This is a genomic window from Staphylococcus massiliensis, from assembly GCF_043186315.1.
GTDB lineage: Bacteria > Bacillota > Bacilli > Staphylococcales > Staphylococcaceae > Staphylococcus > Staphylococcus massiliensis.
This window is the reverse complement of the sequence record NZ_CP171119.1, coordinates 2,314,911-2,337,133: the sequence shown is the minus strand read 5'-3', so window position 1 is coordinate 2,337,133 and position 22,223 is coordinate 2,314,911. Positions and strand designations below refer to the sequence as shown.

23 protein-coding genes are annotated in these 22,223 nt (G+C 37.0%); 12 read left to right on the top strand and 11 right to left on the bottom strand.

The window, feature by feature from the left end:
- Positions 1-167: 167 nt before the first annotated feature.
- The 3 genes from ACF3N8_RS11175 (at position 168) to ACF3N8_RS11165 (ending at position 3,534) form a co-directional block, all read left to right on the top strand.
- Entirely contained in the window at positions 168-1,652 is a 1,485-nt protein-coding gene (locus tag ACF3N8_RS11175) for a M17 family metallopeptidase (protein ID WP_009383447.1), read from the top strand.
- Positions 1,653-1,806: 154 nt separating this feature from the next.
- The gene (locus ACF3N8_RS11170) at positions 1,807-3,123 is read left to right on the top strand and encodes a Na+/H+ antiporter family protein (RefSeq protein ID WP_009383449.1); all 1,317 of its coding nucleotides are present in this window, start codon (positions 1,807-1,809) and stop codon (positions 3,121-3,123) included.
- Between the two features lie 30 nt (positions 3,124-3,153).
- On the top strand, positions 3,154-3,534 hold the full coding sequence (locus ACF3N8_RS11165) for a PaaI family thioesterase (RefSeq protein ID WP_009383451.1): 381 nt from the start codon (positions 3,154-3,156) through the stop codon (positions 3,532-3,534).
- A 247-nt stretch (positions 3,535-3,781) separates the two neighbouring features.
- Here ACF3N8_RS11165 and ACF3N8_RS11160 read toward each other — a convergent pair whose 3' ends face one another.
- From ACF3N8_RS11160 to kapB, 9 genes are all read right to left on the bottom strand, one after another.
- Positions 3,782-4,123, bottom strand: coding sequence for a Na+/H+ antiporter subunit G1 (locus ACF3N8_RS11160; RefSeq protein ID WP_009383453.1), 342 nt, complete (start codon positions 4,121-4,123; stop codon positions 3,782-3,784).
- Positions 4,101-4,394, bottom strand: coding sequence for a Na(+)/H(+) antiporter subunit F1 (locus tag ACF3N8_RS11155; RefSeq protein ID WP_009383455.1), 294 nt, complete (start codon positions 4,392-4,394; stop codon positions 4,101-4,103). Before ACF3N8_RS11155 ends, ACF3N8_RS11160 begins: the two co-directional genes overlap by 23 nt.
- Complete coding sequence (locus ACF3N8_RS11150; protein WP_009383457.1) at positions 4,394-4,873, bottom strand: Na+/H+ antiporter subunit E; 480 nt, start codon at positions 4,871-4,873, stop codon at positions 4,394-4,396. The genes ACF3N8_RS11155 and ACF3N8_RS11150 overlap by 1 nt, the downstream gene beginning before the upstream one ends.
- A gap of 1 nt (position 4,874) precedes the next feature.
- On the bottom strand, positions 4,875-6,371 hold the full coding sequence (locus ACF3N8_RS11145) for a Na+/H+ antiporter subunit D (RefSeq protein WP_009383458.1): 1,497 nt from the start codon (positions 6,369-6,371) through the stop codon (positions 4,875-4,877).
- On the bottom strand, positions 6,364-6,708 hold the full coding sequence (gene mnhC1, locus ACF3N8_RS11140; RefSeq protein WP_009383459.1) for a Na+/H+ antiporter Mnh1 subunit C: 345 nt from the start codon (positions 6,706-6,708) through the stop codon (positions 6,364-6,366). Before mnhC1 ends, ACF3N8_RS11145 begins: the two co-directional genes overlap by 8 nt.
- Positions 6,708-7,136 carry a Na(+)/H(+) antiporter subunit B gene (locus ACF3N8_RS11135; RefSeq protein WP_009383460.1) on the bottom strand — a complete coding sequence of 143 codons (429 nt, stop codon included), beginning with the start codon at positions 7,134-7,136 and terminating at the stop codon, positions 6,708-6,710. The genes mnhC1 and ACF3N8_RS11135 overlap by 1 nt, the downstream gene beginning before the upstream one ends.
- Entirely contained in the window at positions 7,117-9,534 is a 2,418-nt protein-coding gene (locus tag ACF3N8_RS11130; RefSeq protein WP_009383461.1) for a Na+/H+ antiporter subunit A, read from the bottom strand. Before ACF3N8_RS11130 ends, ACF3N8_RS11135 begins: the two co-directional genes overlap by 20 nt.
- A gap of 209 nt (positions 9,535-9,743) precedes the next feature.
- Positions 9,744-10,145 carry a hypothetical protein gene (locus ACF3N8_RS11125; protein WP_009383462.1) on the bottom strand — a complete coding sequence of 134 codons (402 nt, stop codon included), beginning with the start codon at positions 10,143-10,145 and terminating at the stop codon, positions 9,744-9,746.
- A 35-nt stretch (positions 10,146-10,180) separates the two neighbouring features.
- A complete protein-coding gene (gene kapB, locus ACF3N8_RS11120; protein ID WP_009383463.1) occupies positions 10,181-10,561 on the bottom strand; it encodes a sporulation phosphorelay system protein KapB in 381 nt (126 codons plus the stop codon).
- Positions 10,562-10,633: 72 nt separating this feature from the next.
- On the opposite strand from kapB, the gene ACF3N8_RS11115 reads away from it, so the two are divergent.
- From ACF3N8_RS11115 to ygs, 5 genes are all read left to right on the top strand, one after another.
- Positions 10,634-11,227: a peptidylprolyl isomerase gene (locus tag ACF3N8_RS11115; protein ID WP_009383464.1), complete on the top strand. Its 594-nt coding sequence runs from the start codon at positions 10,634-10,636 to the stop codon at positions 11,225-11,227.
- Positions 11,228-11,250: 23 nt separating this feature from the next.
- A complete protein-coding gene (locus ACF3N8_RS11110; protein WP_009383465.1) occupies positions 11,251-11,511 on the top strand; it encodes a DUF1871 family protein in 261 nt (86 codons plus the stop codon).
- A gap of 475 nt (positions 11,512-11,986) precedes the next feature.
- Positions 11,987-13,180 carry a formamidase gene (gene fmdA, locus ACF3N8_RS11105; RefSeq protein ID WP_009383466.1) on the top strand — a complete coding sequence of 398 codons (1,194 nt, stop codon included), beginning with the start codon at positions 11,987-11,989 and terminating at the stop codon, positions 13,178-13,180.
- Positions 13,180-13,449: an FmdB family zinc ribbon protein gene (locus ACF3N8_RS11100; protein ID WP_009383467.1), complete on the top strand. Its 270-nt coding sequence runs from the start codon at positions 13,180-13,182 to the stop codon at positions 13,447-13,449. The genes fmdA and ACF3N8_RS11100 overlap by 1 nt, the downstream gene beginning before the upstream one ends.
- 126 nt (positions 13,450-13,575) lie before the next feature.
- Positions 13,576-13,944, top strand: coding sequence for a S1 domain-containing post-transcriptional regulator Ygs (gene ygs / locus ACF3N8_RS11095; RefSeq protein WP_009383468.1), 369 nt, complete (start codon positions 13,576-13,578; stop codon positions 13,942-13,944).
- Between the two features lie 192 nt (positions 13,945-14,136).
- On the opposite strand, the gene fosB is transcribed toward ygs, so the two are convergent.
- Entirely contained in the window at positions 14,137-14,550 is a 414-nt protein-coding gene (gene fosB / locus ACF3N8_RS11090) for a FosB/FosD family fosfomycin resistance bacillithiol transferase (RefSeq protein ID WP_009383469.1), read from the bottom strand.
- 289 nt (positions 14,551-14,839) lie between these two features.
- Here fosB and pruA point away from each other — a divergent pair, with 289 nt between their 5' ends.
- From pruA to ACF3N8_RS11075, 3 genes are all read left to right on the top strand, one after another.
- Positions 14,840-16,384, top strand: a complete 1,545-nt coding sequence (gene pruA / locus ACF3N8_RS11085) for an L-glutamate gamma-semialdehyde dehydrogenase (protein ID WP_009383471.1) — start codon at positions 14,840-14,842, stop codon at positions 16,382-16,384.
- A gap of 173 nt (positions 16,385-16,557) precedes the next feature.
- Positions 16,558-17,751 carry an ornithine--oxo-acid transaminase gene (locus ACF3N8_RS11080; RefSeq protein ID WP_009383472.1) on the top strand — a complete coding sequence of 398 codons (1,194 nt, stop codon included), beginning with the start codon at positions 16,558-16,560 and terminating at the stop codon, positions 17,749-17,751.
- A gap of 127 nt (positions 17,752-17,878) precedes the next feature.
- Entirely contained in the window at positions 17,879-19,123 is a 1,245-nt protein-coding gene (locus ACF3N8_RS11075; RefSeq protein WP_009383473.1) for a Glu/Leu/Phe/Val dehydrogenase, read from the top strand.
- A gap of 853 nt (positions 19,124-19,976) precedes the next feature.
- On the opposite strand, the gene ACF3N8_RS11070 is transcribed toward ACF3N8_RS11075, so the two are convergent.
- A complete protein-coding gene (locus ACF3N8_RS11070) occupies positions 19,977-20,918 on the bottom strand; it encodes a glycerophosphodiester phosphodiesterase (RefSeq protein ID WP_009383474.1) in 942 nt (313 codons plus the stop codon).
- Positions 20,919-21,233: 315 nt separating this feature from the next.
- Here ACF3N8_RS11070 and ACF3N8_RS11065 point away from each other — a divergent pair, with 315 nt between their 5' ends.
- On the top strand, positions 21,234-22,142 hold the full coding sequence (locus ACF3N8_RS11065; RefSeq protein ID WP_009383475.1) for a glycerophosphodiester phosphodiesterase: 909 nt from the start codon (positions 21,234-21,236) through the stop codon (positions 22,140-22,142).
- Positions 22,143-22,223: the final 81 nt, after the last annotated feature.

Here is a 22,223-nt window from a genome sequence, read left to right as displayed (position 1 = left end):
ATCATTATAATTACTTATAAAGGGTCTAAGACTTATGACGATTCAATGATCAGATTGAATTGAACTTGTTTCCTTGAGAGCTCGCCAGTAAGTAACTGGCGAGCTACTAAGAAACAGGATAAATGTCTTAGACCCGTTATTTATATCAACAAAGGGGAGCGATATAAGTGAAATATTCTATCGATCAAATATACAATATTAAGACAGAAACGATGATTATTGGGATTCCAACGCATCTAAATCAAATGCCTCATTACGACGACATCAACGCTTTATTCGAAACATCCCTTCAAGATTTAAAACAACATCATGTGATTGAATCAGAATTAGGCCAGGTACGATCAACCATCGCGAAAGTTAACGATAACTTGGTTCGTTTGATTTCGGTTGGTGTAGGTAATCGTAATCACTTAACATATGCCGACTACTTAAAAATCTTTGGATATTTATTCCAATATCTTAAGGATAATCGCATCTCGTCTTACGATATCTTCTTCGATACTTTCTTATCCAACCAAGTTCCTGATGAAGAGGTAGCGGCGACGTTTGGCTTACAAAGCGAACAAGCGATTTATGAATTCGATAATTACAAATCAAATAAAAAGCCACCATTCAAAATGGATGTACATATTGCGTCAGAAGCGCGTAACCTAAGTGCTTCTATTGAAGAAGGAAAAGTCATCGGTGAATCTATTAATATTGCACGTAATTTCAGTAACATGCCGCCAAATATCCTTACACCGGACTACTTTGCCGAAGAGGTGAAAGGGCTTTTCAAAGGAGGAAATGTTGAAGTTGATATTAAGGATGAGCACGCGATTGAACAAGAAGGCTTCGGATTACTCCAAGCAGTGGGCAAGGGTTCCATTAACCCGCCTCGATTGGTGACGCTCACATACAAGGGTGCGAAAGACGACGTTGCACCTGTTGCCTTAGTAGGTAAAGGGATCACATATGACTCAGGTGGCTACTCGATTAAATCGAAACAAGGTATGCCTACGATGAAATTCGATATGTGTGGTGCGAGCAATGTCATCGGCATGATGAATGCGATCGCTAAACTCGAATTACCGATTAACGTTGTCGGCGTTATTGCGATGGCTGAGAACATGATTAGTAACCGCGCTATGAAGCCAGACGATGTGTTTACGGCATTAAGCGGTGAAACAGTTGAAGTGCCGAATACAGACGCTGAAGGGCGCTTAGTCTTAGGTGACGCCGTATTCTATAGCAATCAGTTTCAACCTCGTCTCATTCTAGACTTTGCGACGTTAACGGGCGCGTCAGTAGTCGCACTAGGTAGTGACAAGGCAGCTGTTATGAACCATCAAGCTCAAAACGAACGCGATGGCATTTTAAAGGAAGCCGCGTATCGCGATGAATTCTTATTCGAACTGCCGATTACATCAACAGAGCGCCAAGCGATTCGTCGTTCTGATGTAGCAGATTTAACCAATCACGTTAATGCCCATGGAAAAGCCCTGTTCGCGGCAGCCTTTGTAACGCACTTTAGTGGCGAGACGCCGCATTTACACTTTGATATTGCAGGTCCAGCTACTACTTCAAAAGCCTCTCATAAAGGTCCTAAAGGTCCAACAGGTTACTTAATTCAATTGGTTGTAAATTGGATAAAAAATGAAAGCCAACAGTAATCAAAAGGTTTATATTGAAGCACGGCGAGTGTCGGAGTCCAAGCGACTTCACACTCGCCTTTTTTAATAAAAAATCGAAGTTGACAGGTTGCTTGTAAATTGGTAGGATAAATCATAACGCTTTAGTACGATAATGAATTAAAGGAGTGGGCGTATGATCAATGCGGTTGTCATAGCCGTAATTTTAATGATTGTACTGTGTCTACTGCGCATCAATGTAGTGATTAGTTTGTTTATAAGTGCGTTAGTTGGCGGTATGATTTCAGGCTTAAAGATAAATAAAGTGATTGAAGTATTTAGTAAAAATATTGTCGATGGAGCAGAAGTGGCGCTAAGTTATGCCTTACTTGGTGGGTTTGCGGCGCTGATTTCATATAGTGGCATCACGGATTACCTTGTACTTAAGGTGATTCAATCGATTAAAGCAAAGGATAATAAAGCATCACGTATTAAAGTTAAAGTGAGTATTATCATTGCTTTACTCGCACTTAGTGTTATGAGTCAAAACGTGATACCCGTACACATTGCTTTCATCCCAATTGTTGTACCACCATTATTAAGTTTATTTAATGAACTTCAAATTGATCGTCGTTTAATTGCGATGATTATTGGATTTGGACTTTGTTTCCCATATGTACTCCTACCATTTGGGTTTGGTCATATTTTCCACGAAATTATCACAAAGGCTTTTCATAAAGCGAACCATGACATGAACATTACAATGGTTTGGAAGGCGATGTTAATCCCTTCTCTCGGTTATATCGCGGGGCTTATCATGGCGTTCTTTGTCTTTAGAAAGAAGAGAACGTATCACCAGAATGATGACAAATTAGATACGACGAATATTTCGCTGAAACCTAAAGTGATTGTGACAACTGTAGTTGCGATTTTAGCGACGTTTATTACGCAAATGTTGACGGATTCTATGATCTTCGGTGCGCTTGCAGGGGTGTTAATCTTCTTCATCTCTGGGGTGTACAAGTGGAAAGACTTAGATGACGAATTTATCAAAGGTATTCAGCTAATGGCGTATATTGGCGTGGTTATCTTAACTGCGAATGGCTTTGCGGGGGTTATGAATGAGACTGGCGATATTGATGATCTAGTAAAAGCCCTTACGACGTTATCAAGTGGAAATAAGTTATTTAGCGTTGTGTTGATGTATGTTATCGGATTAATCGTGACATTAGGTATTGGTTCATCCTTTGCGACGATACCGATTATTGCGGCATTATTTATTCCGTTCGGTGAATCTATTGGTTTAAGTACCATGGCATTAATCGCGTTAATTGGTACGGCGAGTGCGCTTGGTGATTCAGGTTCACCTGCAAGTGATTCGACGCTAGGGCCTACAGCAGGTTTAAATATGGATGGTCAGCACGACCATATTCGTGATACATGTATTCCGAACTTTGTATTTTACAATATCCCTTTAATTATTTTTGGTACAATAGCAGCGATGGTACTTTAAAGGTATATGTGAAATCAGGAGGACTTAAATATGGATTTTTTAAAGGCTTTTCAAATAGAAGTTGTGGAACAAGAAAGCGGATATATCAAGCTTAAGATGCCGATTACAGATATGGCGAAGCAACCTTTCGGATATCTACATGGCGGTGTGTCTATGGCACTTGGTGAAACGGCTTGTTCAATGGGATCGTTGAATATGATCGATTCAAATCAATTTATTCCCTTAGGTCAAGAAATGAATGCGAACCATATTAAGTCTGAACGAGAAGGTTATATATATTGTACTGCGCGCATTATTCATGAAGGACGCACGCAACATATTTGGGATATTCAAATTATGAATGAGGCTTCTGAATTGTTATGTGTGATGCGAGGCACGATTATGATTAAACCACTTCGAAAAGGACAATAAGCAACTCAATTAACTAAAAAAATTCCCGGTTTCAAGGCACGTCTCAAGCGTGCTTGTGAAACCGGGATTTTTCTTATTGGGCTTGAGATACATACCACACAATTCCCTTAAAACAGCATGCTTTCCTGGGGCGTGGCTGGAGCCTGTAGTCTCCAGACTCACGCTACTCCCCTAGGAGTCAGCTGTTTTAATAAATTGTGTATGTTAAAGCTAAATGCTCTATTTCACAAGTTATATCTCAAGCGCTTTAATCTTTATCTTTAATTTCGTCTAATTTAGTACGTTTGGTATAAGGTGTGCCTAGGTTATAAGCTGCTTTCATAACCAAATGGCTTGATAGTGGTCCTGTTATAAACACGAAGAATAAACCAATCAGAATTTGGAAATTCACGTAGCCTTCTTCGCCGATAAAGAATAAGAAGACACCGAGTAATAACAGCATTGAACCAAGTGTTGAAGCTTTACCTGCAGCGTGACTTCTAGAATATACGTCAGGGAGGCGAAGTAAGCCTATAGCTGAAAATGCGCTGAATAACGAACCTAAAATAACTAAGATAATTACGATACTAATTACGATCGTTGCGATCATTTTCAATCACCTGACCTTTCTGCATGTATTTGGCGAATACGGCTGTTCCTAAGAAGGCTAAGATACCGATTAACAGTATGGCTACAATCATATGGTGCGTATCGAGTAATATCGAGAATAAACCAACTGTAGCCATTAACTGAATACCGAGTGCATCTAGTGCTACGACGCGGTCGGCTAGGGTAGGACCAAGAATAACTCGAACTAAAATTGCTAACATGGACAGTGCAACAATAATCAATGCGATAACAATAAAAATTTTATAATCCATTATAGTTCGCCTACCTCTCTCACCGCTTTTTCAAGCGATGTTTTAATTCCTTCGACTTCTTCTTCCTTAGTACTAAAGTCTACGCAGTGAATATACAGTTTCTTGCGGTCATCACTAACGCCTAATACGACGGTACCTGGTGTTAACGTGATGAGGTTTGCAAGTAACACGATTTCCCAATCTTTCTTTAATTCAGTTTCATATTCGAAAAATGCGGGTTCGTTTTGAATCTTTGGTTGAAAGATGATACGTATTACATCGACATTTGCCTTTAATAGCTCAAGTAAGAATATCAAGATGAGCTTAAAGATGCGATATAACGTAATCATGTAAAAGCGTCCGGGTAAAATATGGCGCATTAGATACACAAATGCTAAAGAGAACAGGAATCCTAATACAAAGTTATTGAGTGTATAACTGTCTGATAAGAACATCCAAAATACAGCTAAAAAGATGTTAATGACGATTTGTATGGCCATATTATTTCACCCCCATTATGCTATCAATATATGATTGTGGATCATAGAATGATACGGCTGCTTGTTCAATAAGTGGATACAATAAGTCTGCACATAATCCAAATGCGACAGTAATCACAACGGATAGAACACCAGCTGTTAAGAGCCCTTTATAATGTAAGTTTGGATTAACCTTATAACCCCTTGGTTCTCCAAAAAAGCTCGCTAAGAATATGCGCATCACTGAATATAAAACGATTAAACTTGATAGTAAAATAATGATACCACTTACGTAAAAGCCTTTTTCAAAAGTGGCCTGAACGATATAGAATTTACCGTAGAACCCACTGAACGGTGGAATACCAGCTAAACTTAAAGCTGCGATAAAGAATGCCCAGCCGAGTAACGGATAGTGTTTGATCAGTCCACCTGACTTACGAATATCTGTAGATTTCGTAATCTTATACATGATACCGATTAAGAAGAAGAGTGATGCTTTAACTAACATATCATGAAGTGTGTAGTAAATGGCACCAATCATACCACTTTCGTTCATCATCGCGACACCGACTAGTATAACGCCAATCGCAATCATAATGTTATAAATGATAATCTTCTTCGTATCATGGTAAGCTACTGCACCAACACAACCGAATATGATTGTGAGTAGGGCGAGTGCCAATATTGTATAGTGTGAAAATGATACTGTCGTATCAAAGAATAAACTTAACGTTCTAGCAATCGCATAAACCCCAACTTTAGTAAGTAAGGCACCAAAGAATGCGATAATCGCAAATGGTGGTGCGTAATAAGCACCAGGTAACCATACGTACATTGGGAATACGCCGGCCTTCGTAGCGAATACAAATATAAATAAAATGAATACGATGCTTACAAGGCCTTTTTCATGTTGAGAAAGCTCGATTAAACGTTCACTAATATGTGCTAAGTTTAACGTTCCAACTACTGAGTAGAGGATACCTACACCAATAACGAAGAATGCGGATGACACAACGTTTACGAGTAGGTACTTTACACTTTCTTGAAGCTGAATTTTAGTACCACCAATCACAAGTAAGGCATATGATGACATTAGGAATACTTCGAAGAATACGAATAGGTTAAAGATATCGCCTGTCATAAAGGCACCAATGATACCTGTTAACATAAACATAACTGCGAAATAGTAGTAATAAGTCTCCCTATGTAACCCGATGGATTGGTATGAGAATAATATGATGAGGATTGTTACTAAAATACTTGTAACGATGAGTAATCCACTAAATAAATCAACTGCAAATACGATACTGTATGGTGCTTTCCAAGAGCCAAGCTCGAGCTTAAGCGTACCATTTTGATAAACGTTAATGAGATTCCAAATTGAGAATAGGAATGTAATGAGCGTACCAAGTAAGGCAACGTAACGTTTAACAAAAGGGCGTTTACCGATGAATATGAGTATAATTGCTGTAAACATCGGTACGAGTAATGTCATGATAAGCAAATTCTCTTTAATCATCATCTTGAGGCACTCCCTTCATTTTCTCTACGTTGTCGGTACCAAGCTCTTTATAACTTCTAAAAGCTAAAACTAAGAAGAAGGCAGTAACCGCAAATGAAATTACAATTGCTGTTAAAATCAGTGCTTGTGGAATTGGATCGACATAATCGGATGTATGTTTATCATAAATCGGCACAGCACCGTCTCTTAAACTTCCCATCGTAATTAAGAATAAATTCGCTGCATGTGACAATAGTGTCGTACCAATAACAATACGAATTAAACTCTTAGATAGAATGAGGTAAACGCTAATTGAAGTTAAGATACCGCAAACGAAAATCATTAATATCTCCATTACTCATTCTCTCCAATCGTTAATATTATTGTCATTACAGTTCCGACTACCGCGAATAAGACACCTAAATCAAAGAATACAGCTGTGTGTAAGTGCATAGGTTCAAGTATGAATAATGGTATGTCGAAAGATTTATGTGTAAAGAAGTTTTTGTTAAATGTGAAACTTACTAGTGGTGTTGCGACACAAAAGAATAATCCAACACCGATTAACTTCTTAAAGTCCCAAGGGAAGATTTTACGTAGTGTTTTAACATCAAATGCGACTGCAATCATGACGAGTGCACTTGAAACAAGTAAACCACCAATAAATCCGCCGCCTGGAGTGTAGTGTCCGGCTAGGAATAAAGAGAAACCGAACAGCATAATTAAGAAGAAGATTAATATGGAAGAAAATTGGAATATCATATCATTCTTCTGGTTGTTCATTTCTCTCAATCCTTTCATAGCCATTTTTATGCTTAGCCCGAAGACGAATAAGTGTGTAAATACCTAATCCTGCAATACCTAATACAGATGATTCGAATAACGTATCGGTACCACGGAAGTCAACGAGAATAACGTTAACCATATTTTTACCTTCTGCTAAGTCATAGACGTGCTTTTGGTAAAATTCTGCAATAGATGGGAAATGCTTATTGCCGTAAGCAATTAAACCAAGTATTGTTACGACTGCACCGACACCTATTGAAATGAGTGCATTTACCACTTTAAATGAACGATCTTCGTTGTAACGACTTAAGTTTGGTAAATGATAGAAACATAATAAGAATAGTGCAGTTGAAATCGTTTCAACGACAAACTGCGTTAATGCTAAGTCAGGTGCGTTAAAGAAGATAAAGAATATCGCAACTGAGTAACCGACCGCACTTAGCATAATGATACTGAATAGTCTTGAACGTGCAAATACAATCATGATACTAGCAATTGTAATCATGACAACTGTGATTGCTTCGAACGTTCTTACTGAACTTACCTTTTCAAAATCAAGTGAAAAGTCCACGAAAATTAATGTAACTGCAGTAATTAAGATCAGCATACTGAAGATGATCACTAAGTTGTTACGAATAAAGCCAGTCATGTATGTTCGTGTAAGTTTTGTTGAATAGAATGGTGTATATCTACCGATTTGATCATACCAATTGTTCAACATGAAACGTTCAGGGTGCTTGTGTAATTTACCAACCCATCTATGAAATGTAAGAATTAACAGAATACCAAGTACGTAAATAAATAATGTTGAGAAAAACGCTGGTGTAAATCCATGGAATAAATGGAATTCTGCGTGTGCTTTGTCTGAGTGAGATATAGCGTTAGCTGCCGGTTCAATGATTGGTTTAGATAAAATGTTTGGAAATAAACCAAAACCGATAACTAAGATTGATAAGATGGTTGGTGATAAAAGCATTAACCATGATTCTTCATGAGGCGTATTAGGTAGTTTGTCTGGTTTATATGAACCTAAGAAGATACTTCCTACAAATCGAATCGAATATACAAATGTGAATACACTACCAAGAATTGCGGCAATTGGAATAAGTAATCCAATTGTATTTAAGCTAAATAATGGTGCTTGAGTAACATGAATCATTGATTCTAAGAAACTTTCTTTAGATAAGAAACCGTTGAACGGTGGTACACCTGCCATACTTAAAGCCGTAATAATTGAAAGTGTAAATGATATCGGCATGATTGTAACTAATCCGCCAAGTTTCGTAATATCTCTCGTACCACAAGCATGGTCGACAGCACCCGTAATCATGAATAGGGCACCTTTGAATGTGGCATGGTTGATTAAGTGAAAGATAGCTGCCGTGTATGCTGCTAAGTAGAGTTGACTTTCATCGCCTTGGAAATGATAGCTTACTGCACCAATTCCAAGCATGGACATAATCATACCTAACTGTGAAACTGTTGAAAAAGCTAAGATACCTTTTAAATCTTGTTGCTTTGTCGCATTGAGTGAACCCCAGAATAAAGTTACAAGGCCAAACGCCGTTACGGCCCATATGAATCCTTGTGAGATTGCGAAAATTGGTGTTACACGAGCAATTAAATAGATACCAGCTTTAACCATTGTGGCTGAGTGTAGGTAAGCACTAACTGGAGTAGGTGCTTCCATAGCATCTGGTAACCAGATGTAAAATGGGAATTGTGCTGATTTAGACATCGCACCGATAATCACAAGTACCATTGCCATGATGAATGTAGGTGAATTGTGAATCTTATCAGCATTTGCGATTAATTCAGAAACACTTAACGTCTTGCCTGCAAGTGCAAGTAAGATAAATCCACCAAGTAAACATAATCCCCCAAATACTGTAATTAACATCGACTTTTGAGCACCATATAGTGATGCTTTCTTCTCTCTCCAATAAGAAATGAGTAAGAAACTTGAGAATGATGTTAACTCCCAAAATAAATATAAAACCATTAAATTATCCGATAAAACTACCCCTAGCATTGCACCCATGAATAAGAGCAAATAACAATAGAAATTGCCAAGTTGTTCTTTTTGACTTAAATAACCGATCGAATAAAGTACAACGAGGGCGCCAATACCTGTTATCAATAGTGTGAAGAGAAAACTTAAACCGTCTAGATGAACGGCGAAGTTCATACCAATTTGTGGCATCCATTTCGCTGTTTTCTCAATCGATTGACCTGACATAATATTTTGAATATAAGTAAGAAAATATATAAATAAAATGACAGGGACAGGTAAAACAAACCAACCTAAATGTATCCGCTTATAAAACCGATACAAAATAGGAATAATGAGGGCAAATAATAACGGTAGCAAAACTGCAATATGTATTATTCCCATTATGTGTCCTCCCTTTTACTTGTATTAATTTCATTATACATGATTAATTAACTTGATAAAAACACGAATTTAATCGATAATGATTATTTAAAAAGATTTGTTAAATAGGTAGAAAGTAGAAATGAGAAAGGTAAAATTTATTTGAAACTTTTTATATTTTCTCATTAAAACTTACGATTTGATAAAAGGTTGTCTGTCTATGTGTTCATTTAACTTACTAATTTGATGACTGAAACGATGAGAGTAATGAAGCAAGTCGCGATTAAAAGATATATCGTTATCGCTTGAATGACCTCAAAGTTGCCTACAACACTGACTGCATGGTGTTCCGGTTGGTATTTAGTTAGTACATTTGTAATTTTCTTTTTACAAGAACGTCGCGCGACACTGATATAAATTAAAGCAATGATGTTGATTAAACTCGTAATAGCTAACACGATGCCGCTATTCTTGTAATCAAAGATAACTGGTAACAATAAAGTAATGGATATTACTAAAAGTAATAAGGTATCAAAGCCTTCATATTTGTTGATTTGTTTTTTAAGTATTTGTTCATCCGCATAGGGGTATTGCTCGGGTTTAAGATCACTGATATTGATGTTTTCTTTCATGTCCTATCCTCCGTTGTTAAGCGTGAAGCATTGTCTTATTTAAATTCAGTCTTGTATTGACGACCATAATCTTCCTTTAAAGTATTTAAACATTTTAAAGAAAGCGCGCTATGTTCGGTGTCTTTAGTTTTAAGTTTATCTTCAAGCGCTGTTATCGCGTCTTGAAGTGACGCTGTATACGACTGCTCTTCACCTTCAAATGGTTTAAGTCGTGACTTTGGTGTATATCGCTTTTCAAATTGGCTTAAAGCACGACGTTCATGAAAGAATACACCTTCAACATCGTTCGGGTTGTGTAAGTCACCTTGTTTCGGGTGCTTTACAACTTGCTCAATCTGAACCAATGTTTGATCAGCCTTTTCCTCTACGATAGATACAGCGTATGTACCTGTTTTATGGCTAAATTGATATAACATGTTATAAACTTCCTTTCATAAATTATGTTAGAATAGTTAATACATTAATTTTATCATGAATGGAGAATGAAGATGACAAACTTTCCTCAGTTAAGTAAAGAAATCAAAGACAACGAAATTAAAGTTGTTATGCATACAAACAAAGGTGATATGACATTAAAATTATTCCCTGATATTGCACCTAAAACAGTAGAGAACTTTGTTAAGTTATCTAAAGATGGTTATTATAACGGAATCACGTTCCACCGCGTAATCAACGACTTTATGATTCAAGGTGGCGACCCTACTGGTACTGGTATGGGTGGCGAAAGTATTTACGGTGGTTCATTTGAAGATGAGTTCTCTATGAATGCGTTTAACTTATACGGTGCTTTATCTATGGCTAACGCAGGTCCAAATACGAATGGATCTCAATTCTTCATTGTTCAAATGAAAGAACTTCCAGGTCAAATGTTAAGTCAATTAAAAGATGGCGGTTGGCCTGAAGAAATCGCGGATGCGTATAAAGAGAAAGGCGGTACACCTTGGTTAGACCAAAAACATACAGTATTCGGTCAATTAATTGAGGGTGAAGATGTCTTAGAAGATATCGCTAGTGTTAAAGTAGGCCCAAATGACAAGCCTATGTATGACGTTGTCATCGAATCAATCGATATCGACGCATAATTTACGATTGAAGGAGTTTATTTATGAATAATAATGATTTAAACATCGAATTATATAAACTCATCGCAAATTGGAATCCAATGAACTTTGATGATCCTACGCTAGGTGACGCGGAAGTGTACGAAGTGATGGATCAGGTTCATCAGCTTGGTGAACCAGATAAGATTGCTCATGAGATTCAAAACATTTACCAATTCTCGTTTGAAACGACGATTCCTTATGAACGTTGTAAAGCAATTGCAGATCAAGCGGTTGCGTTAAAAAGTAGTTGTAAGGTTAATTAATTGTAACGTCCTAACTATCATAGCTTGTATAATTGCTATGTGCGTTAGGACTTTTTTCTTTCTTGAAAAGCCCTATAAGATGGAAGTGTTTGTTTTAGTGAATACGTCTTCCGCGGATGCAAAGTCTTGAAAGTAGAATACAAAATGAGCACTTATTAAATAATGCACTTTAACTAGCTTGCTTTTATAGGGACGTGGCTTTTACAAGAAAATTTGAATCAAGGTATTTAAATAAAAAATATATAAAGGCTTCTAAGCAAACGAAACCTGGCGTGGCTTTTAAAAATAGGGAAAAATAGAAAGCTGGTGAAATGGGAAGATGTTGTAAACAAATTTAATTATTAAATCATAATAATTACGATTTAAATTATTTCATTATAAATCAATATCGACTTAATAAAGATATGTTACAATTGTAATTAACAGAAAATTCAGACACATAATCAATTTAAAACTTTAGTAGGGGGAATTTATTATGCCAAAGAAGTTATTTAACGTTGATTTAAACAAAACTATGGACAAACAGGACCATCCAGGACATAACCGTTGGCACCCGGATATTCCAGCGGCGTTCTCAGTAGATCCAGGTGAGTCATTTAGAATGGAATGTTTAGACTGGACTGACGGTCAAATTTCTAACAATGACGACCCAAGTGATATCAAACACGTTAACTTAAATCGTGTACACGTATTAAGTGGTCCAGTTCATGTTAACGGTGTTGAACCAGGTGATTTATTAGTTGTAGATATCTTAGACATTGGTGCTTTCGATGAACATAAATGGGGCTTCAATGGTATCTTTGATAAAACTAACGGCGGTAGTTTCTTAGTTGACCATTATCCAAATGCGGCTAAATCTATTTGGGACTTTAACGGTATCTATGCGACAAGCCGTCACGTACCAGGCGTTGAATTTGCTGGTATTATTCACCCAGGTTTAATTGGTGTTGCACCATCTCAAGATATGTTAGATGAGTGGAATCGTCGTGAAAAGGCACTTGTAGATAAAGATCCTCACCGCGAACCACCTTTAGCTAATTTACCTGACACTGATGCAGTTGTTGCAGGTACTTTAAAAGGTAAAGACTTTGAACGTGTTGCTAAAGAAGGTGCACGTACGGTTCCGCCACGTGAAAATGGTGGTAACTGTGATATCAAAAACTTATCTAAAGGTTCACGCGTTTACTTCCCAGTATTCGTTGATGGTGCTAAATTATCAGTAGGTGACATCCACTTCTCACAAGGTGATGGTGAAATTACATTCTGTGGCGGTATTGAAATGCCAGGTTGGATCGAATTACGCGTAAACGTGATCAAAGGCGGCATGGATAAATACAACATCAAACGTAACCCAGCGTTTAACCCAGGTCCAGTTATGCCAAACTATCAAGATTACATCGTATTCGAAGGTATCTCAGTTAATGAATTTAGTGGTGATCAAACATACTTAGATGCAAACACAGCATACCGTAATGCTTGTTTAAATGCGATCGAATTCCTCAAAACACGTGGCTTTACAGGTGAACAAGCTTACATGTTACTTGGTTCTGCGCCTATGCAAGGTAACGTTGCAGGTATTGTTGATATTCCGAACTCTTGTTGTACAGTTGCTTTACCTAAAGAGATCTTCAATAAAGGCGTATTACCTGACATGGAGCCAGATGAGTAATGCCAAGTTACACATATGAATGTGCGAACTGCGGTTCATTTAACTTACGTCAGTCTATAAAGGATAACCACGAAGTTGCGAAGTGCCCGAATTGCGACGAAATGGCGAAACGTGTCTTTGTGCCTTTTCAGACGTATTCAATGGACCAAAATCTTAAAAAGCGTATTGAACGCGGTAAGACACCACGCGTCGTTAGTGGTGATAAACTGATGAAGAATAAGCCACGACGTAATAATAATGCGCAACGACCTTGGATGACAGGTCATTAAACCACTTCTTGAAAAGTAAAGCAATAAAAAGATTAAGATAAATTCAACGTATTCGTTCGTACTGCCTACTAATTTATGCTATGATTATTGTGTTAACATATCAAACGAGTTTAAGGGGTTATATTGTTGAATAATCAGTATAAAGTAGGTCAACATGTAAAAGTACGTGTTACTGGTGTTCAACCCTATGGTGCTTTTGTTGAAACCCCTGACAATACTGAAGGTTTAATTCATATTTCTGAAGTTATGGATGATTACGTCCATAATATTAAAAAATTATTGTCTGAAGGACAAATTGTAAAAGCTAAAATTCTATCTATTGATCATGAAGGAAAACTGAATTTGTCTCTTAAAGATAACGATTACTTTAAGAACTATGAACGTAAGAAATCAAAACGTTCAGTGTTGGAAGAAATCGAAGAAACTGAAGTTTATGGGTTTCAAACGTTAAAAGAAAGATTACCGAAATGGGTTAAACAATCAAAACAGCAGTGACATTAAAGCACGAAGATAAACCACTTACGTAGAGGAAGCGTAAGTGGTTTTTTTGTGTTTAATACAAAAATGCATGTTAAATAACTTTTCTTAGAGAAAACTTTATGCGTTATATGTAATGTATAGTAAGTATTTTCTTAATTAAATTTGAAGATTAAATCAGGGGAGTACTAGTTTAGAATAATGTAGTAATTAATAAAATCTCATATGAGGTTTTGCTTCTTTATAATATTTTATTCTATCATCAAGAGTCCCTGTGTGTAGTTCTAATTTATGACCATCAGGATCCGTAAAATAAATAGATTTCTTATCACGCTCGTCTCTTGTTCTTCCTTCAAGAATATTTACTTCGTTTTCAACTAACCATTCATACCATTCTTCAAAAGCATTTTCCTCAATTGAAAAAGCTATATGCGTATAAGAATACTTTATTTCATCGCGAGGTATGTCTTTTTCTTCATTCAATGCTAACCATATGCCTGCTAAATCTAAATATGCTGAGGAATGACCTTCTACTATCAATTTGGCTTTTAAAATGTGATTGTAAAAATAAATAGAGCGCTTTAAATCAGATACTGAAAACGTAATATGATTGATACCTTGCATAAGAAACTATCCTTTCTTAAGTAGATTCCAGGGTAGGTTAAAAAGTTATACTTTAAGATTGATAGTTTTAATGTATCACATAAATCTATGCGTTTAAGCCTCTAAATGATTTACACCTAAAAATACAATTTGCTCATTATTTGTCATATTAAGGTGATGTAGGTGTGTAATTTAACCCGATTTTTAAATCATTTAAATTTTCTGTGTTTTTCGCTTTTAATCGCTAATATTATATGTCATTATAAGTATGTAAGGGTTTTCCTAAAATAAAACAAGGGGGATTTAATAAATGATTCCATATAAACATGAACCATTCACAGATTTCACGAAACAGGAGAATCGTGAAGCCTATGAAAAAGCTTTAGAAAAGGTTAAGCAAGAACTTGGTAAAGAGTATCCATTAATCATTAATGGTGAACGTATCTATACTGATGACAAAACACGTTCTTACAACCCATCTAATAAAGAAGAAACAATCGGTTATGTTTCTAAAGCGAGTGCAGAGCATGCAGATAAAGCTGTTGCAGCTGCAAAAGAAGCTTTCCAAACTTGGCGCACAGTAGATCCTAAGACTAGAGCTGACATTTTATTCAGAGCGGCAGCAATTACACGTCGTCGTAAACATGAATTCTCAGCTTTATTATCTTTAGAAGGCGGTAAGCCATGGAAAGAAGCAGACGCAGATACAGCTGAAGCTATTGACTTTATGGAATATTACGGCCGTCAAATGCTTGAATTAAAAGACGGTAAGAAAGTTGAATCACGTCCAGGTGAATATAACCAATTCGATTACTTACCAATCGGCGTAAGTGTTGTTATCTCTCCATGGAACTTTGCTTATGCAATCATGGCTGGTACGACTGCAGCTCCAGTTGTAACTGGTAACACTGTAGTATTAAAACCATCTTCAAACACACCAGTAATATCTTACAAATTCATGGAAGTGTTAGAAGAAGCAGGATTACCTAAAGGTGTTGTAAACTGGGTACCAGGTTCTTCAAGAGATATTGGTGATGTATTAGTTGAGCATAAAGATGTAGGTTTAATCTCATTCACAGGTTCTAAGAAAGTCGGAACTGACATTATGCAAAAAGCTTCTAAAATCCAAGACGGTCAAGCTCACCTTAAGCGCGTAATCGCTGAAATGGGTGGTAAAGATACAATCGTTGTAGATAGCGAAGCAGACTTACAAGTCGCTACAGATGCGATCATCTACTCAGCATTTGGCTTCTCTGGTCAAAAATGTTCAGCTTGTTCACGTGTTATCGCTGACGAAAAAATCTATGACGAGTTAGTAGAAAAAGTTAAAGCTGAAACTGAAAAATTAACAGTTGGTGACGCTTCAAGCTACGATAACTTCATGGGTCCTGTTATCGATGAAAAATCAATCAACAAAATCAAAGAATACATTGAAATCGGTAAACAAGAAGGTCGCTTAGTTGCAGGTGGTAACACTGACGAATCTAAAGGTAACTTCGTTTACCCAACAGTATTCGCTGACGTTAAACACGATAGCCGTATCATGCAAGAAGAAATCTTCGGTCCAGTTGTAGGTTTCTCTAAAGCAAAAGACTTCGACCAAGCTATCGAATTTGCTAATGATACTGAGTACGGTTTAACAGGTGCTGTAATTTCAAACAACAGAATGAAATTAGAACAAGCGCGCCGTGACTTCATGGTAGGTAACTTATACTTCAACCGTGGTTGCACAGGTGCAATCGTTGGTTACCAACCATTCGGTGGTTTCAAAATGTCTGGTACAGACTCTAAAGCTGGTGGACCAGATTACCTTGTTCTTCACTTACAAGGTCGCACAGTTTCTGAAGCACTTTAATTTTAAATTAGAATTTACTAAACATTGTTGAATAGATAAATGACGTAGGGTAAATAAGCATTTAGAACGTCCTCGATTGTATCGCTGTAAATTTAAATTTGTAGTGGTACAATTGTGGTAACGTTCCAATAGGGTGTGACATTTACCCTACAATTTTGTAAAGGGGAGATATAATGACTAAGTCAGAACAAATTATTGAACAAACAAACCATTTTGGTGCGCACAACTACTTACCGCTACCAATCGTAATTTCAGAAGCTGAAGGGGTTTGGGTTAAAGACCCAGAAGGCAATAAATACATGGATATGTTATCTGCTTATTCTGCAGTAAACCAAGGACATAGACATCCTAAAATTATCCAAGCACTTAAAGATCAGGCTGAAAAAGCGACACTTGTTTCACGTGCTTTTCACAGTGACAACCTAGGTGAATGGTATGAAAAAATCTGTAAAATCTCTGGTAAAAACAAAGCATTACCAATGAATACAGGTGCTGAAGCGGTTGAGACTGCACTTAAAGCAGCACGTCGTTGGGCTTACGAAGTTAAAGGTATCGAGCCAAACCAAGCAGAAGTTGTAGCAATGAACGGTAACTTCCACGGTCGTACTATGGCTCCAGTTTCTTTATCTTCAGAAAAGGAATACCAACGCGGTTATGGTCCTTTATTAGAAGGTTTCGTTAAAGTTGACTTCGGTAACATCGATCAATTAAAAGAAGCAATCAACGAAAACACTGCAGCAGTACTTGTTGAACCTATCCAAGGTGAAGCTGGTATCAACATTCCACCAGAAGGTTACTTAAAACAAATCCGCGAATTATGTGATGAGCATAATGTATTATTCATTGCGGACGAAATCCAAGCTGGTTTAGCACGTTCTGGTAAATTATTCGCTACAGATTGGGATAACGTTAAACCTGATGTTTACATCTTAGGAAAAGCCCTAGGCGGCGGTGTACTTCCAATTTCTGTAGTATTAGCAGATGAAGAAGTACTAGGTGTATTCTCTCCAGGTTCTCACGGTTCTACATTCGGTGGTAACCCATTAGCATGTGCGGTTTCAATGGCTGCATTAGACGTTATTATTGACGAAGATTTAGCAGGTCGCTCATTAGAACTTGGTGAATACTTCAAATCAGAATTACAAAAAATTGAAAACCCAGTTATTAAAGAAGTACGTGGACGCGGCTTATTCATCGGGGTTGAATTAAACGAAAACGCAAGACCTTATTGTGAAAAACTTAAAGAACTCGGTATTCTATGTAAAGAAACACATGAAACAGTAATTCGTTTTGCACCACCACTTATCATTTCAAAAGAAGAATTAGATTTCGCAATTGATAAAGTTAAGCAAGTATTCGAACAATAATAAAGCGTTTTCATTTTCTTATGAAATTTGTAAAATTAAGCAATTAAATCCCTTTTAAAAAGGTGTGCTTATGTTACAATAGTTTTGAAAGCGAAAACAATGATAGGAAAAAGAGGCGAATAGGATCATGACTGAAAAGAACAATTTAGTGACTTCCACGCAAGAAATTATTAAAGAAGCAATGAATAAACTTGGCTTTGATGATGGGATGTATGATTTAGTCAAAGAACCTTTACGTTTCTTAACTGTACGTATCCCTGTGCGTATGGATGATGGTACAGTTAAAACGTTTACAGGTTACCGTGCACAACACAACGATGCTGTTGGACCAACTAAAGGTGGGGTTCGCTTCCACCCAGACGTTGATGAAGAAGAAGTTAAAGCATTATCAATGTGGATGACATTGAAGTGCGGTATCGTTGATTTACCATACGGTGGTGGTAAAGGCGGTATCATTTGTGACCCAAGACAAATGAGTATCCATGAAGTTGAACGTTTATCACGTGGCTACGTACGTGCAATTTCACAATTCGTAGGACCAGCAAAAGATATTCCGGCACCAGACGTATTCACTAACTCTCAAATTATGGCTTGGATGATGGACGAATACAGTGCTATCGATGAATTCAATTCACCAGGTTTCATCACTGGTAAACCAATTGTATTAGGTGGTTCACAAGGCCGTGACCGTTCTACTGCATTGGGTGTTGTAATTGCAATCGAAGAAGCTGCTAAACGTCGTGATATGAAACTTGAAGGTTCACGCGTAGTAATCCAAGGTTTCGGTAACGCAGGTAGTTTCCTTGCTAAATTCTTATACGACCGTGGTGCTAAAATCGTAGGTATCTCAGATGCTTATGGTGCATTACACGACCCAGAAGGTTTAGACATCGACTACTTATTAGACCGTCGTGATAGCTTCGGTACAGTAACAAACCTGTTCGATGACACAATTTCAAACCAAGAATTATTCGAACTTGATTGTGACATCTTAGTACCAGCAGCTATTGCTAACCAAATCACAGAAGACAATGCTAACGATATTAAAGCAAGCATCGTAGTTGAAGCGGCTAACGGTCCAACTACACCAGCTGCTACACGTATCTTAACTGAACGTGATGTATTATTAGTACCAGACGTATTAGCAAGTGCTGGTGGCGTAACAGTTTCTTACTTTGAATGGGTACAAAATAACCAAGGTTATTATTGGTCAGAAGAAGAAGTTTACGAAAAAATGAACGACAAGCTTGTAACAGCTTTCGATACAATCTACACATTAGCTCAAAACCGTAAAATCGACATGCGTTTAGCGGCGTATATCGTAGGTATCAAACGTACTGCTGAAGCAGCACGTTACCGTGGTTGGGCATAATTTAAATTCAGTAAAACCTGAACCCTATGTGGTTCAGGTTTTTTCTATTTTGCGCGGTTTTAGTGAAAATGGGTGATTTAGTAGGATTGGTTTAGTTTAAGAAGTAGGGGTTTAAGAGGTGCTGGCGGTTTATGCTGATGTATTTAGGTTTGAAGGGGGGTGGCCGGGAGCCGTTATGCGAAAGAAATTTGAAACAATCGTGTAAGGGGTCCGTTACGCGAAAGAAATTTGAAACAATCGCATAACGGGGCTGTTATGCGAAAGAAATTTGAAACAATCGCATAAGGGCGCCGTTACGCGAAAGAAATTTGAAACAATCGCATAAGGTGGCCGTTATACGAAAGAAAATAAAAACAATCGCATAACGGCTTAAGTACCCTATAGAGATCTAAAGCAATTTGTTCGCGAGCAATTCAACAATCAGAAATTTTCGATTACGAAAATTTTCCTTATTACAAAGACTGAGACAAACAATATAACAAGGGAGCCATGTTACAAAGACTGAGACAAACAATATAACAAGGGAGCCATGTTACAAAGACTGAGACAAACAATATAACAAGGGAGCCATGTTACAAAGACTGACTCAAACAATGTAACAAGGGAGCCATGTTACAAAGACTGACTCAAACAATGTAACAAAGAAGCCTTGTTACAAAGACTGACTCAAACATTGTAACAAGGGCACCTTGTTATAAAGACCTACCCAAACAATGTAACATGGCCACCGTACGCCTTACCAACCCCAATAAAGAAAAAGGCCGGTACTCAAACACCGGCCTCTCCCGCTATAATCACTAAAATGAAAAAGGTCGGATCACTACCTAGTGACCCGACCTTCCTTATTTATTAATTATTTACCTGAAACATCATTATATACGTCAGCGTAGTTAGTAAATACGCCGTTAACACCGTATTCATTTAGTTGTTTCATAGATTCCTTATCATTTACTGTGTAAGGGTGTAAGTCTAAACCGTGGTCTTTAATAATTTGAGTGTTCTTTTGAGTTAAATCTGTGTATTCAGGGCCTACACCAACTGCGTAGCTTTTCACAAAGTTCCAATCGTCTTCGTCTAAGTAAGGTACTGAAGCTTTATCTAATAATTGAACTAAAGGTACGCGACCATTTAAGTGGTTCATTTTTAATAAGCTTTCAGTTGAGAATGATTGAACTAATACGTGACCGTTTCTTAATTTATTGTTTTTAAGTAAACCGTGACGGTCTAAAGTGCTTAATAATTTTTCTTCCATACCAGGGTATACATCTGGAGATTTCGTTTCAATGTAGTAGTTGGCATCTGTACCGTAGTGGTTAATAATTTCATCAAGCGTTTGAACTTGAGCCCCTTTATATGAAGCTTTCGCATATTCAGGGTTCTCTTCGTTGAACCAACTACCAGCGTCTAACTGTTTTAACTCAGCTAAAGTGTAATCTTCAACACGGCCAGTACCGTTTGTCGTACGGTCAACTTCTTCATCATGCATTGCAACTAAATGACCATCTTTAGTCATTTGAAGGTCAATTTCAATGTAATCTGCATTTAACTGATTATGGCTCATGTCATAAGCTGGGAACGTGTGCTCAGGCGCATAACCACTTGCACCTCTGTGCGCTACAGTTACATGTTCTTGGTTTAATACGTTTTGTGGACTGTTATTTAATTGTGGGTGTTTATGTTCATGTTTATATTGACCTTTTCCTGCACCACTTGCGTCTGCTTGAGAAAATGAAGTAGGTAATACAAGTAATGCACTTGCTACAACACCGATTAAAACTTTATATTGTTTTTTCAATTGAAACACTCCTTAATAGTAGTTAATTTAAGTTTAAAAGTAAAAAAGTATTGCGTAAATTGCTTTTACTAAAATTTTATTAATTTTTAAACTAAAATTGACAATTACATTACTTTTCTTTAAATCACGCTTCATCTTTTATCAAAAACAACTAATAATTAAAAGTATCAAATACTAAAACTATATTTATAATTTAAAGCCATTATTTATAATGTTTATTTATTTTTAAAATCTAGTAAAAGCGGTCGTTATTTTCATGAAAATGATTTACGGTAAAGGAGGAAAGTAACCATTTAAATAAAGGAGATTTGTCTAATGAATTTAGTTCAACCGCGTTTTCGTAGAGTATTAGTATCTTCACTTCTATTTATTCCCCTTACTATCCAACTTTCAGGCACAACTTCTGCAGATGACACGACAGATGTAACGTTAGATCAAAACACTTCAGATAATGTTACAGTTGGTCATCGTGGTGCTAGCGCATACGCACCTGAAAATACTTTAGAAGCCTACGACAAAAGCTTCTATGAACAAAACTCCGACTACATAGAAATGGATTTACAATTAACAAGAGATGGTGAGCTTGTTTCGATTCACGATACAACATTAGGCAGAACTACAAATGGCAATGGTTTAGTAGGTGGCTATACACTTGAAGAGCTTAAACAATTAGATGCAGGTAGCTGGTTTAATCAAGCACATCCTGACCAAGCTAGACCAGAATATCAAAACGCTAAAATTCCTACTTTCGATGAAATCCTCTCTCGATATGGTAAAGACGCGCATTATTATGTCGAAATTAAAAGCCCAGAATTATATCCAGGTATCGAGGAAAAAATCCTTGAGAAACTTAAACAACATGGCATGTTAAATCAAACTTCTTTTGATAACAAAAACGTTATTATTCAATCTTTCTCTAAATCAAGCATGAAAAAAATGAACCAACTTAATCCAAACATCCCAGTCGTACAATTATTACCAGCAGGGCGTTTATCAATGATGTCTGACGCTGAATTAAATAGCATTGACCAATATGCAGATGGTATTAACCCGAACTATAAAGATATCAATCCTCAAACAGTTGAACGCCTGCATAACCTAGATATGCCAGTTCATCCTTATACTGTAAACAACCCTGAAGATATGAAATATCTCAATCAATCAGGTGTAGATGGTGCGATTACAAATAAACCTGACGTATATAACCAAGTTTCAGGTAAATAATACATGGACGTTCGCTCTATAAAAGCGTAGCGTCATAATTCGCGCATAATAAAAAAGGTTTAAGCAATGCTTTATACATTG

Bases quoted from the DNA above. Each gene is read 5' to 3' on its own strand.
- ACF3N8_RS11075 (WP_009383473.1), top strand. From the start codon at position 17,879: ATGACTGAAAAGAACAATTTAGTGACTTCCACGCAAGAAATTATTAAA.
- fosB (WP_009383469.1), bottom strand. From the start codon at position 14,550: ATGCAAGGTATCAATCATATTACGTTTTCAGTATCTGATTTAAAGCGC.
- ACF3N8_RS11130 (WP_009383461.1), bottom strand. From the start codon at position 9,534: ATGGGAATAATACATATTGCAGTTTTGCTACCGTTATTATTTGCCCTC.
- ACF3N8_RS11150 (WP_009383457.1), bottom strand. From the start codon at position 4,873: ATGGCCATACAAATCGTCATTAACATCTTTTTAGCTGTATTTTGGATG.
- mnhC1 (WP_009383459.1), bottom strand. From the start codon at position 6,708: ATGGAGATATTAATGATTTTCGTTTGCGGTATCTTAACTTCAATTAGC.
- kapB (WP_009383463.1), bottom strand. From the start codon at position 10,561: ATGTTATATCAATTTAGCCATAAAACAGGTACATACGCTGTATCTATC.
- ACF3N8_RS11080 (WP_009383472.1), top strand. From the start codon at position 16,558: ATGACTAAGTCAGAACAAATTATTGAACAAACAAACCATTTTGGTGCG.
- ACF3N8_RS11170 (WP_009383449.1), top strand. From the start codon at position 1,807: ATGATCAATGCGGTTGTCATAGCCGTAATTTTAATGATTGTACTGTGT.
- ACF3N8_RS11110 (WP_009383465.1), top strand. From the start codon at position 11,251: ATGAATAATAATGATTTAAACATCGAATTATATAAACTCATCGCAAAT.
- ACF3N8_RS11065 (WP_009383475.1), top strand. From the start codon at position 21,234: ATGAATTTAGTTCAACCGCGTTTTCGTAGAGTATTAGTATCTTCACTT.
- fmdA (WP_009383466.1), top strand. From the start codon at position 11,987: ATGCCAAAGAAGTTATTTAACGTTGATTTAAACAAAACTATGGACAAA.
- ACF3N8_RS11155 (WP_009383455.1), bottom strand. From the start codon at position 4,394: ATGGATTATAAAATTTTTATTGTTATCGCATTGATTATTGTTGCACTG.
- ACF3N8_RS11100 (WP_009383467.1), top strand. From the start codon at position 13,180: ATGCCAAGTTACACATATGAATGTGCGAACTGCGGTTCATTTAACTTA.
- ACF3N8_RS11160 (WP_009383453.1), bottom strand. From the start codon at position 4,123: ATGATCGCAACGATCGTAATTAGTATCGTAATTATCTTAGTTATTTTA.
- pruA (WP_009383471.1), top strand. From the start codon at position 14,840: ATGATTCCATATAAACATGAACCATTCACAGATTTCACGAAACAGGAG.
- ACF3N8_RS11115 (WP_009383464.1), top strand. From the start codon at position 10,634: ATGACAAACTTTCCTCAGTTAAGTAAAGAAATCAAAGACAACGAAATT.
- ACF3N8_RS11135 (WP_009383460.1), bottom strand. From the start codon at position 7,136: ATGAACAACCAGAAGAATGATATGATATTCCAATTTTCTTCCATATTA.
- ACF3N8_RS11165 (WP_009383451.1), top strand. From the start codon at position 3,154: ATGGATTTTTTAAAGGCTTTTCAAATAGAAGTTGTGGAACAAGAAAGC.
- ACF3N8_RS11145 (WP_009383458.1), bottom strand. From the start codon at position 6,371: ATGATTAAAGAGAATTTGCTTATCATGACATTACTCGTACCGATGTTT.
- ACF3N8_RS11125 (WP_009383462.1), bottom strand. From the start codon at position 10,145: ATGAAAGAAAACATCAATATCAGTGATCTTAAACCCGAGCAATACCCC.